Source organism: Polaribacter sp. Asnod6-C07 (assembly GCF_045063625.1).
Taxonomy (GTDB): Bacteria; Bacteroidota; Bacteroidia; order Flavobacteriales; family Flavobacteriaceae; genus Polaribacter; species Polaribacter vadi_A.
The window spans coordinates 210,822-221,475 of sequence record NZ_JBEFOF010000005.1; the positions used below are offsets into that span (position 1 = coordinate 210,822).

The 10,654-nt window shown below is 29.3% G+C and carries 13 protein-coding genes; 7 read left to right on the forward strand and 6 right to left on the reverse strand.

Translation table 11 applies throughout. The features are described 5' to 3' along the window. From ACJJVK_RS01010 to ACJJVK_RS01040, 7 genes are all read left to right on the forward strand, one after another. The gene (locus ACJJVK_RS01010) at positions 1–354 is read left to right on the forward strand and encodes a hypothetical protein (RefSeq protein WP_405562334.1); all 354 of its coding nucleotides are present in this window, start codon (positions 1–3) and stop codon (positions 352–354) included. Next, positions 351–1,271 (forward strand): GyrI-like domain-containing protein, encoded by a 921-nt coding sequence (locus tag ACJJVK_RS01015; RefSeq protein WP_405562335.1) that lies wholly within the window; start codon positions 351–353, stop codon positions 1,269–1,271. The genes ACJJVK_RS01010 and ACJJVK_RS01015 overlap by 4 nt, the downstream gene beginning before the upstream one ends. 95 nt (positions 1,272–1,366) lie before the next feature. Beyond that, positions 1,367–3,523, forward strand: a complete 2,157-nt coding sequence (locus tag ACJJVK_RS01020) for a TonB-dependent receptor (RefSeq protein ID WP_405562336.1) — start codon at positions 1,367–1,369, stop codon at positions 3,521–3,523. 140 nt (positions 3,524–3,663) lie between these two features. Beyond that, positions 3,664–4,464: an alpha/beta hydrolase gene (locus tag ACJJVK_RS01025; RefSeq protein ID WP_405562337.1), complete on the forward strand. Its 801-nt coding sequence runs from the start codon at positions 3,664–3,666 to the stop codon at positions 4,462–4,464. Between the two features lie 90 nt (positions 4,465–4,554). After that, positions 4,555–4,986, forward strand: coding sequence for a DUF2141 domain-containing protein (locus tag ACJJVK_RS01030; RefSeq protein WP_405562339.1), 432 nt, complete (start codon positions 4,555–4,557; stop codon positions 4,984–4,986). Next, a complete protein-coding gene (locus ACJJVK_RS01035; protein ID WP_405562340.1) occupies positions 4,986–5,606 on the forward strand; it encodes a DUF2306 domain-containing protein in 621 nt (206 codons plus the stop codon). Before ACJJVK_RS01030 ends, ACJJVK_RS01035 begins: the two co-directional genes overlap by 1 nt. Positions 5,607–5,617: 11 nt before the next feature. Next, the gene (locus tag ACJJVK_RS01040; RefSeq protein WP_405562342.1) at positions 5,618–6,241 is read left to right on the forward strand and encodes a tetratricopeptide repeat protein; all 624 of its coding nucleotides are present in this window, start codon (positions 5,618–5,620) and stop codon (positions 6,239–6,241) included. Positions 6,242–6,293: 52 nt separating this feature from the next. On the opposite strand, the gene ACJJVK_RS01045 is transcribed toward ACJJVK_RS01040, so the two are convergent. From ACJJVK_RS01045 to ACJJVK_RS01070, 6 genes are all read right to left on the reverse strand, one after another. Beyond that, on the reverse strand, positions 6,294–7,379 hold the full coding sequence (locus ACJJVK_RS01045; RefSeq protein ID WP_405562344.1) for an amidohydrolase family protein: 1,086 nt from the start codon (positions 7,377–7,379) through the stop codon (positions 6,294–6,296). 37 nt (positions 7,380–7,416) lie between these two features. Beyond that, the gene (locus tag ACJJVK_RS01050) at positions 7,417–8,259 is read right to left on the reverse strand and encodes a metallophosphoesterase (RefSeq protein WP_405562345.1); all 843 of its coding nucleotides are present in this window, start codon (positions 8,257–8,259) and stop codon (positions 7,417–7,419) included. Then, complete coding sequence (locus ACJJVK_RS01055) at positions 8,260–8,790, reverse strand: 3-hydroxyanthranilate 3,4-dioxygenase (protein ID WP_405568287.1); 531 nt, start codon at positions 8,788–8,790, stop codon at positions 8,260–8,262. It lies immediately after the preceding gene. 147 nt (positions 8,791–8,937) lie between these two features. After that, positions 8,938–9,714 carry an SDR family oxidoreductase gene (locus tag ACJJVK_RS01060; protein ID WP_405562346.1) on the reverse strand — a complete coding sequence of 259 codons (777 nt, stop codon included), beginning with the start codon at positions 9,712–9,714 and terminating at the stop codon, positions 8,938–8,940. 106 nt (positions 9,715–9,820) lie between these two features. Then, the gene (locus tag ACJJVK_RS01065) at positions 9,821–10,033 is read right to left on the reverse strand and encodes a DUF6500 family protein (RefSeq protein ID WP_405562348.1); all 213 of its coding nucleotides are present in this window, start codon (positions 10,031–10,033) and stop codon (positions 9,821–9,823) included. Positions 10,034–10,085: 52 nt separating this feature from the next. Then, the gene (locus tag ACJJVK_RS01070; RefSeq protein WP_405562350.1) at positions 10,086–10,607 is read right to left on the reverse strand and encodes a DUF1697 domain-containing protein; all 522 of its coding nucleotides are present in this window, start codon (positions 10,605–10,607) and stop codon (positions 10,086–10,088) included. Between the last annotated feature and the right edge of the window lie 47 nt (positions 10,608–10,654).

Genomic DNA, 10,654 nt, shown 5'->3' on the forward strand with positions numbered 1-10,654 from the left:
ATGAATAAAAAATTATCTATTTATTGTATTTCATCAATTCTTTTAGGTATTACCATTTACCTTTTTCAATATTTTAATATTTCTTTACCTAAAATCATCAATAATTATTTGAATGATTTTTTAATAATACCTATTGTACTTTATTTGAGTTTACATTTCTTAAAACGGTCTAGAAACAATGCTGATTTTACTTTAGCATTACCCATAATTCTATATGTTTGTTTTATGTATAGCATACTCTTCGAATTTATTTTCCCTAAATATTTAGCAAGATATACCAAAGATTTTGTTGATGTTATTCTTTATTTTGCAAGCGGATTCATTTTCTACAAACTGCAAAACAAACAAAATTGAATACACAACATAAAATAACAAACAATACAATTACCAGAATTTGTGATGCTATTGTATATGTTGAAGAAAATTTAGACAAAAAACTAACTTTAGAAAAAGTTGCTCAAAAAGCCTACTTCTCTCCTTTTCATTTTCATAGATTATTTAAAGTTGTTACCAATGAAACTTTACAAAATTTTATCAATAGAAAAAGAATAGAAAAAGCAGCTTCTTTTTTATTGCATCAAAAAGATAAAACTGTAACTGAAATTTCTGAACTTATAGGGTATTCAAACCTATCATCATTTTCTAAATCTTTTAAAAAATTCTACGGAATTTCACCAACCAAATTCAAAGAAATAACTCCTAATAAATTTAGCAAGATTAGCAAAACAGAAAGCAAGAAAGGACAAATTAAAATTAGTCTTGAGCAATATATTTGTAATATCAATAACGCATTAAATTGGTTAAAAATGAACACAAAGCCAGAAATAAAAAAAACACCAAGATTAGATTTAGCATACATTTCTCATAAAGGAAAAATTGATGCAATTGGCAGTGTTTATAACAAATTAGTAAAATGGGCAACACCAAAAGGTTTAATAAATGAGCAAACAAGAATGGTAACTATTTATCATGATAGTCCTAAAATTACAGATCCAAATAATTTAAGAATGAGTGCCTGTATTGTTTTAAATGATCCAATTGATTTGGATGATTCAGTAAATTTAAGAATACTAAGTCCAACAAAATGTATTGTTTCTCGATTCGAAATTACACCTTTTCAATTTCAACAAGCTTGGGAATCTTCTTTTGTTTGGATGTCTGAAAATGGATACAAAAAAGCCGATAATGATCCTTTTGAAATTTATTATAACAATGCTGCAGAACATCCAGAAAACAAGTTTATTGTAGACTTCTGTATTCCTATTTTATAAAACACAATTCATCAACCAAAACTTACAACTCAGTATTTCTTATTATTTTTTTATTGAACATCATTACATCTTTGTACCATCAAAAATTAATAATGATGAAACGAATTTTATTTTTACTATTTACCATAACTCAATTTTCTTTATTAGCACAAACCACAATATCTGGTAAAGTTACAGACTCTAAAAAACAACCAATTTTAGGAGCAAGTGTATATTTAGAAGGCACTTACGATGGAACATCAACCAACGAAAAAGGAGAATATACTTTTACAACAGAAGAAACAGGAACACAAACCTTAGTAATATCGTTTGTTTCTTTTGAAACTTTTGTAAAAATAGATGATGTATCTAAATTCAAAAATTTACAAGTAAAATTAAGAGACGATGTAAATTCTTTAGATGCTGTTACCATAAACGCTGGTACATTTAAAGCTGGCGAAAAAGCAAAAGTAACCGTTTTAAAACCTTTAGATATTGTTACCACAGCAAGTGCAGTTGGCGATGTTTTAGGAGCCCTACAAACCTTACCAGGAACTTCTGCAGCAGCAGAAGATGGTCGTCTTTTTGTTAGAGGTGGTAATGCAGAAGAAACACAAATTTTTATAGATGGTGTTCGTGTTTTTACACCTTACAGTCCAACACCAAACAACACTCCAACTCGTGGTCGTTATTCACCATTTTTATTCAAAGGAATTACATTTTCTACTGGTGGTTATTCAGCTGAATATGGGCAAGCTTTATCTGGTGTTTTAGATTTAACAACCATAGACAAACCAGACCAAGAAAAAACAGACATTTCTTTAATGACATTGGGTGTTGGTCTTGGTAACACACAAATTTGGGATAACAATTCTTTAAGTATAAATACCTCTTATATAAACCTTGGTCCTTATACAGCAGCATTTCCAGATAGAAATAATTGGTTAAAACCTTACCAAGCTGCAAGTGGAGAAGCTGTTTACAGACACAATTTTAAAGACGATTCTATGTTAAAAGTGTATGGCGCTTTTAGTTATACTGATTTAGATGTTATTCAAGATGATATTAATTTCGAAGACGGATTTCGTTTTGGCTTACAAAACAGAAACCTCTACATAAATAGTACCTACAAAAATAAGTTTGGCAACAATTGGAAAATAGAAAGTGGAGTAAGTTTTACAAATGATAATTCTACCGTAAAAATTATTGATGATGTTGTAAACAACACAGAAAACTCAGCACATTTTAAAGTAAAAATCAGAAAACAATTTTCTAGCAGATTTAGAATAGCCTTTGGTTCTGAATATTTTATCACTAATTTTAACGAAGATTACACACCTATCAACAATCAAAAATTTGATTATGGTTTTAATAATAATCTTTTTGCATCTTTTGCAGAAACAGACATCTTTTTCTCTAAAAATTTAGCCGCAAAAATTGGTGTTAGAGTAGAAAATTCTGATTTACTAAACCAATTTACAGTATCTCCTAGAACATCATTATCTTACAAAACTGGTAAAAATTCGCAATTATCATTGGCTTATGGTCAATTTTATCAAAACCCTAGCAATAATTATTTAAAGTTTCATCAAGATTTTAAAGCAGAAAATACTTCGCATTTAATAGCTAATTATCAACATACAAAAAAGAACCAAATCTTTAGAATTGAGGCATATTATAAAGACTATAAAGATTTGGTAAAGTACGATTCTGAAATAGCTAGTTTCGATTCTAATTTTTCAAATAACGGAACTGCCTATGCAAAAGGAATTGATATTTTTTGGAGACAAAATCAAAAAATTAAAAACACAGATTATTGGGTATCTTACTCATTTTTAGACACAGAAAGAGATTACAGAAACTACACAACCTCAGCAACACCCAATTTTGCATCTGCACATAATTTATCGATTGTTGGTAAACATTGGGTAGAAAAATGGCAAAGTCAGTTTGGTATTACTTACAATTTTGCATCTGGTAGAACCTACACAAACCCAAATGAGCCAGGTTTTTTAAATAATAAAACCAAAAATTACAATTCTGTAAGTTTAAATTGGGCGTATTTAATAGACCAACAAAAAATTTTATATTTCTCTGTAAATAACGCATTAGGCACCAAAAATGTCTTTGGCTACAATTATAAAAACACACCAAATACAAATGGAAATTTTGATAGTCAAGCCATTGTACCCAATGCAGATAGTTTCTTTTTTGTAGGCTTTTTCTGGACAATTAGCGATGACAAAAAATCAAATCAATTAGATAATCTATAGTCTTTTTAGAAGCTATTTCCTGCTTTCAGCACTCGCTTTTTTTCTGAAAAAGAAAAAAGAGCTCAAACAAATGCTTCAATCAGGGCTAAGTCTGTTTGCAAACGAACAGCATAATAATTAACCACTATACTTTTTAACTAATGAAAACATTTACAACAATATTATTTCTATTTCTTATTCAATTTAGCAATGCACAATTCGAAGATCGATTTTATTACCCAAGTAAAAAATTAAAAAAAATTGAAATTCCGCATACAGAAGAATTTATATTAGTAGAAAAAGACACGATACACACTATTTTTTTTCAACCAAAAAAATCAGCAAAAGCAACCATTTTATTTTTTCATGGAGCAGGAGGTAATATTTCTACCTATCAATTTATGATAGCCCCTTTAGTAAAAGATGGTTACCAAGTTTATGCAGTAGATTTTAGAGGTTATGGTAAATCTACAGGAAACGCAACTCATATTAATGTAGCTACAGACAGTGAAATTGTATTTTCGAAAATGAAAAAACATAAAGCCATAAAAAACAAAAAACTAATTGTTTATGGTGCTTCTTTAGGTTGCCAAATTGCAACACATCTTACTAATAAACATCAAAAAGAAATAGACGCTTTAATTTTAGATGGTGGTTTTTCATCTTTTGCAGATATTGCTAAAGAAAACGCACCAGAACAAGTTCATGATTATATAGATAATGCATTAGGTAAAATGTACCCTTCTAAAGAGGAAATAAAAACAATAAAAAATATACCAAAATTAATTATTCATAGTACAGCAGATAAATCTATAACTATAAATCATTCTAAAATTGTTTTTAAAAACGCAGCAGAACCAAAAGTTTTTTTCACTTCTAAAAAAGGGCATTTACTTGCTATAACTTACGAAAGCGAAGCTGTTTTATCAAAAATTAATAGTTTATTTACAATTCAGGAATAAAAAATTACAATTGGGTATGTTTCTTGTTTTAAAACCCTAAAAACATCAGATATTTGAATCATCAAACAGAAACAATTTAAAAATAACAATATGAAAAAAATACTTTTAATAGCAGCTTTTCTTTTTAGCGGAATCATTTCACTACAAGCACAAGATAAAAATACTTACGATTTAACCATCAATATTTCTGGAATGGAAACAGATAAAGGAAAAGTTTTTATAGCCATTTATAACAGCGAAAAAATATTTTTAAAATCTAGTAAAGACACAAAAGGAACCAACGCAATTGTAAAAGATGGTAAAGCAATAGCCTATTTTAAAGGGTTACCAAAAGGTGAATATGCAGTTTCTTTATTCCACGATTCTAATGACAATAAAATTATGGATACCAAGATATTTGGTATTCCTAAGGAACCATATGGGTTTTCTAATGATGCAACAGGTTTTATGGGACCTCCTAAATTTAAAGACGCTAAATTTAATTTAGATACAAATAAAACAATAACCATAAAAGTAAACTAATGTTACTTAAAAAAATATCTTATTATTTAATTGCTTTATGTGGGGTTTTAATAGGCTTATATCCTTTTGCATATTTTATAGTTTCTGATAGAAAATTCGGTTTACTTGCAAGTAAATCAAGTGAGCTTTTAGCTGATAATTTATGGAATATTATGTTTTATATACATATTATTTTAGGGGGTATTGCATTATGTATAGGTTGGCTTCAATTCAATAAAAAATTTAGAAATAAGAACTTAAAACTTCATAAAAACATTGGAAAAATATATGTGTTTTCTGTTTTATTAAGTGCTGTTTCTGGTCTTTACATTGGTTACTTTGCTACTGGTGGCATAATTGCTAAATCTGGATTTATAACAATGGCAGTTGCCTGGTTTCTAACCACTTTATTTGCCTTTACCACAATTAAAAAAGGAAACATTATAAAACATCAAAAACTTATGACATACAGTTATGCAATTTGTTTTGCAGCTGTTACCTTAAGAATTTATTTACCAATATTCATTCCTCTATTTGGTGCTTTTTTACCAGCCTACAAACTTATTGCCTGGTTGTGTTGGGTGCCAAATATTCTAGTCGCTTACTTTATTAACAAACAACATTTTAAAATAGTAAATTAAACATTAACATTATGAAAAAAGTATTATTTATCATCGCAATTTTCATTGCGACAGGGATTTCTGCGCAAACAAAATATCAAAAAGGAATGCAAAAAGCATTCGATTTATGGAACCAAAATAAATTAACAGAAGCATCACAATTATTTGAACGAATTTCTAAAGCTGAACCAGAAAACTGGTTACCTGCTTATTATGCAGCAACTGTAGAAATTATAAGCAGTTTTGGTATAAAAAATGAAACAGTTTTAACTGCAAAACTAACCAAAGCTCAAGAGTTTTTAGATGCAGCAAAATCGAATTCAGAAAACAACCCAGAGCTTATAATCACTCAGGCTTTATTAAATTTAGGATATATTGCTTTTGATGGTCAAAAATATGGAATGACACTTTCTGGTAAAAACAATATGTTATATGCTAAAGCTTTAGAACTAGCACCTAATAACCCAAGAGTAATTTTAGGAAAAGCTGAATGGGAAATGGGTGCTGCAAAATTCTTTGGCAAGTCTACAGCCCCTTATTGCGATGCTATAAAAAAAGCAATTGAATTAGGAAAAGCTGAAAAAGTTGAGCAAGAGTTTTATCCAAAATTTCAACTAAAAAGAGCTGAAGAAGTTTTACAAAAATGCCAAGGATAAAAATTAGTTGGCAGTTGGCAGTTGAAACAGACTGGCAACTGCTTACTGTTTTTTAACTAAGAATTTTATCAATTAAATCTTGTTTTGCTTTTTCATCATCACCAAAAAGCCATTGTAATACATTGTCTTCCCAAATTTGCCCTTTTTCTACTTCTGAAATTATATTTTTTTCGATAGCTAAATCTAATATTTTACCAGGATAAGAAGATTGTTTATCACTTTCCATTTCTCCTAAAGGATAAGGATCGTCTAAACCCATTAAAACTTGTTTGGTTCCTTGTCTTTGTAACATCAATTTTAATGAATCTGTATCGTGAACTAAAGTATCAAAAAAGATATTTTTATGGCCCACAGCTTTTCTAGGATGGTATTTGCCTTCAAACAAATCTGGTCTGCCATCAAAACCTTGAATTCTTCTTCCTAAATTCATTTGTGCTAATTGACCTCCATGTGCAAAACAAGTTCTAATATTTTTAAAACGTTCTTGCATTCCGTTTAAAGTATAAAAATGATAAGCATCTCCACATTGTGCTAACATCCAAATTAAATGAAAACGCCAATTGGTATTTTCTAATTTTATCATTTTATCTCCATCATAAGGATGAATTTCAATCGCCAATTTATATTGATCTGCCAATTCAAAAATTCGGTCATTTTCTTTATCAAAAACACATCTCCATTGTCCAATAGAATCCATAAAATGAGTTGGCAAACAAAGTACTTTTAAATCTAATTCTTCTACACAACGTTTAATTTCATCTAAAGCGCCATAAATAAAACCAGGATGAACCACAAAACCACAAGTAAACTTACTTGGATGATTTTTTTGAATTTTAGCATTAAAATCGTTCTGAAAACGCAGGGCTTTTTTCATCTCTTCTAAACGCAAACCATTACCATATAACTGAGAAAGATTCAGTACAACAGCATGATCTAGTTTATTTCTTTCCATCCATTTTAGTTTTTCATCTAAGAAAAAGCTAGAATCTGTTACAGGCCTTTTCCAGCCTTTTTGCAACATGTGTTTTCGCTCATCATCTACCCAAAAAATTTCTTTTTCCTTCATAAACTGAGGAATTTCTTCTGGATAAGGCAACAAATGCGAATGTCCGTTAATGCGTAATTTTCTTTTTGACATTTTTAATTTAAAATTAAATTATTGAAAAAGTAATTATTTATGCTTGTTCTAATTCGAATATGGTAATTTCTGGTCTTACATTAAATCTTACTTGCCTTAAACACCCCAAAGCTCTATTAATATATAATGTTCTACCATCTTCTAAATCTATTTTACCTGAAGAATATCTTTTGTTTTCTACTGGTAAAATTGGTGGTGGTAAAAAAGGTGGTTTTACTTGTCCTCCATGTGTGTGACCAGAAAGAATCCAACTATTATAGCCATTCCAAACATCTAAATCACAAACATCTGGATTATGACAAAGTGCTACATATGGTTTGTTTACATCTAAATTTTTAGTTGCTTCTTTTGGTTTAAAATTAAAACTCCAATAATCATCAATACCAATAAAATTTAAACCTTGGTAACTGGTTTTACTATTTCTAAGCACATCTATTTTATGTTCTTTTAAAATAGAAATTACATTTTGTGCTACTTCTTCTTGCGACCATTCTTTACCATAATCGTGATTACCCAAAACACCAACAGTGCCAAATTTACCTGTTACAACGTGTTTTAAAACTGTACTTAATTGTGTAAATTGTTCTTCACTCTCATAGTCGATAAAATCGCCAGTGTAAACCACAAAATCTGGGTTTAACTTTTGTGCTTTTTTAAAAGAATCGATTAAGTAATTATAATCAAAACGATTACCTACGTGAATATCGCTAATTTGCATTAATTTTTTACCAACTAAATTTTCTGGCAAATTTTTGATTGGCATTTTTAGTTTTACAAATTCTAGCCAAAATGGTTCTAATTGCCAAGAATAAAAACCTGTAAATAGACTGAGCCCTAAAACAGAATACATACTTTTTTTTAAAAAAGCTTTTCTATTCATTTATTTTATTTTTCGAGGTTTTTGCATTATTGTTCCACAATTACTACAGGTACATTTTTCTTTATCAGAATAAAACTTATCGAAAATAATTGGCATATCTGTTTCTATATTATCGAGTTCAAATTCTTCCCTATACAATTGATTTCCACAGTTTTCACAATACCATTCTAGGGCATCTAACATACCTTCTGATCTTGGATACTCGATTACCAAACCTACTGTATTTTCTTTTCTTTGTGGTGAATGTGGTACTTTACCTGGCAGTAAATAAATATCACCTTCATTAATTTCTACATCAATTTGTTTGCCTTTATTATCTATGATTTTTAAAATCATATCGCCTTCTAATTGATAGAAAAATTCTGGTGTTTCATTATAATGATAATCTTTTCTGTTGTTTGGCCCACCAACAACCATAACAATATATTCGCCATTATCCCAAACTTGTTTGTTACCTACTGGAGGTTTTAATAAATGACGATGTTCATCTATCCATTTTTTAAAATTTATTGGTTGTACTAGATTCATAATAAGCCCTTCCTAACCTTCCCAAAGGGAAGGAACTCCAATCTGGGTGGGAATTGGAATTCTTTATTAATACTTTTTTATTTCAATTACTAATGTAATTATTTTTTCAGAACTTAATTCCCTTCCTTTTGGGAAGGGTTAGGGATGGACTTACAGACTTTTTGTTCTTCCACCATCTACAGGCACGTTAATTCCGTTAATATAACTTGCTTTTTCACTTGCTAAAAACACAATAGCATTTGCAATTTCTTCTGGTTTTGCAAAACGTTTTGCAGGTGAAGAATTCATCATAATTTCAGCTACTTTTTCTATGGGCAAACCTGTTTTTTCTGCTTTATTATTAATGATTTCCTTTAAACGTTCTGTATTGGTTGCACCTGGCAAAACGTTATTTACTGTAATACCAAATTCGCCTAATTCATTTGCCATAGTTTTAGACCAACTTGCGACTGCACCACGAATTGTATTGCTTACCCCCAAACCATCTAAAGGTTGTTTTACTGAGGTTGATATTACATTAATAACTCTACCAAAACATTTACTTTTCATAAAAGGAGCCACAGTTTGTACTAAAATATGGTTGCATTTTAAATGTTGGGTAAATGCTCTTTCGAACTCACCAATTTCTGCATTAAAAATAGGACCTCCTGCAGGACCACCTGTATTATTTACTAGAATATGAAACTGTAAACTTGATGTTTCTAACACTCTTTTTAATTCTTCTGGTTTCGAAAAATCGGCTACCAAATAATTATGTTTTTGGTCTGAATTTGGCAATTCTGCTAAAACTGTCTGTAATTTTTCTTCGTTTCTGGCTAACAATGTGATATTTGCACCTTCTTCTGCTAATAAAATTGCAGTTGCTTTACCTATACCTTGTGTGCTACCACAAACTAATGCATTTTTATTTTTAAGTTCTAAATTCATAAAAAAGCCCATCCTAACCTTCCCAAAGGGAAGGGACTTCAAACTGGGTGGTTAAAGTTTTGTTGTTATTTTTCATAATATTGCTCACTACCTACCTTTGGGAGGGTTAAGCTTTAATCATTTGCTTAATCTTAACCGCTTTTTCAAAATGATCTAATTGATGAGTTTCTATCCACCAAGTTGCAACCTCCATTAATAATTTTGGATTATCGTTTTTATTTTTGAAAAATGCGTAAAAAGACAAACCAACATTATCTCCTTTTTTAGCAATCTTTTCATCACAAACTTGTATGATTTTTTCTTTGATTTCTTTATTCATAATTATTCTAAAACGAACTCTTTAATTTTTGATTTTTTTTTAAATATAGAAACTAACTTTTTGCCAATTCTAACAATTTTAAAGTTGTTCTTAAATTTCTTGTAGTTGCAGTTACTTTTAACTTTTTTTCTAAAATATTATTAGTCAGTTTTGTTTTTGCAAATGTTGACGGACAGTTTAAATAAACTATATCTTCATTTATTTTATATTCATCTTCTCCAACATTTTTAATTTCAATTTCTGTAATTTCTGATGCTTTGTCTAAAAAAGTAAATGCTACTATTTTTTCATTTTCTGTTGAAAAAGGATAATTATTAATCGCTTTTTCCCATTCAGGAATTGTTCTTGCAATTACAGGAACATCAAAACCAAATTTATCTTTAATTCCTTTTTTTATTGTTCTACAAGTTACTGATTTTGTTTTACTTGAATCTAAAATAATATTTCCACTTTGGATGTATGTTTTTACTTTTTGAAACCCTAAACTGTTTAATAAATCTCGTAAATCTGCCATCGGAATTTTGTTTTTACCTGAGACATTAATTCCACGTAATAAAATAATGTAAGTATTCATTATAGTTTTTAAATTTTCTATTGATAGCAAAATTCAATAGTTTTTAT

Coding starts and splice junctions, on each gene's coding strand:
- ACJJVK_RS01040 (WP_405562342.1), top strand. CDS start 5,618: ATGAAAAAAGTATTATTTATCATCGCAATTTTCATTGCGACAGGGATT.
- ACJJVK_RS01020 (WP_405562336.1), top strand. CDS start 1,367: ATGAAACGAATTTTATTTTTACTATTTACCATAACTCAATTTTCTTTA.
- ACJJVK_RS01035 (WP_405562340.1), top strand. CDS start 4,986: ATGTTACTTAAAAAAATATCTTATTATTTAATTGCTTTATGTGGGGTT.
- ACJJVK_RS01010 (WP_405562334.1), top strand. CDS start 1: ATGAATAAAAAATTATCTATTTATTGTATTTCATCAATTCTTTTAGGT.
- ACJJVK_RS01065 (WP_405562348.1), bottom strand. CDS start 10,033: ATGAATAAAGAAATCAAAGAAAAAATCATACAAGTTTGTGATGAAAAG.
- ACJJVK_RS01050 (WP_405562345.1), bottom strand. CDS start 8,259: ATGAATAGAAAAGCTTTTTTAAAAAAAAGTATGTATTCTGTTTTAGGG.
- ACJJVK_RS01045 (WP_405562344.1), bottom strand. CDS start 7,379: ATGTCAAAAAGAAAATTACGCATTAACGGACATTCGCATTTGTTGCCT.
- ACJJVK_RS01025 (WP_405562337.1), top strand. CDS start 3,664: ATGAAAACATTTACAACAATATTATTTCTATTTCTTATTCAATTTAGC.
- ACJJVK_RS01030 (WP_405562339.1), top strand. CDS start 4,555: ATGAAAAAAATACTTTTAATAGCAGCTTTTCTTTTTAGCGGAATCATT.
- ACJJVK_RS01060 (WP_405562346.1), bottom strand. CDS start 9,714: ATGAATTTAGAACTTAAAAATAAAAATGCATTAGTTTGTGGTAGCACA.
- ACJJVK_RS01070 (WP_405562350.1), bottom strand. CDS start 10,607: ATGAATACTTACATTATTTTATTACGTGGAATTAATGTCTCAGGTAAA.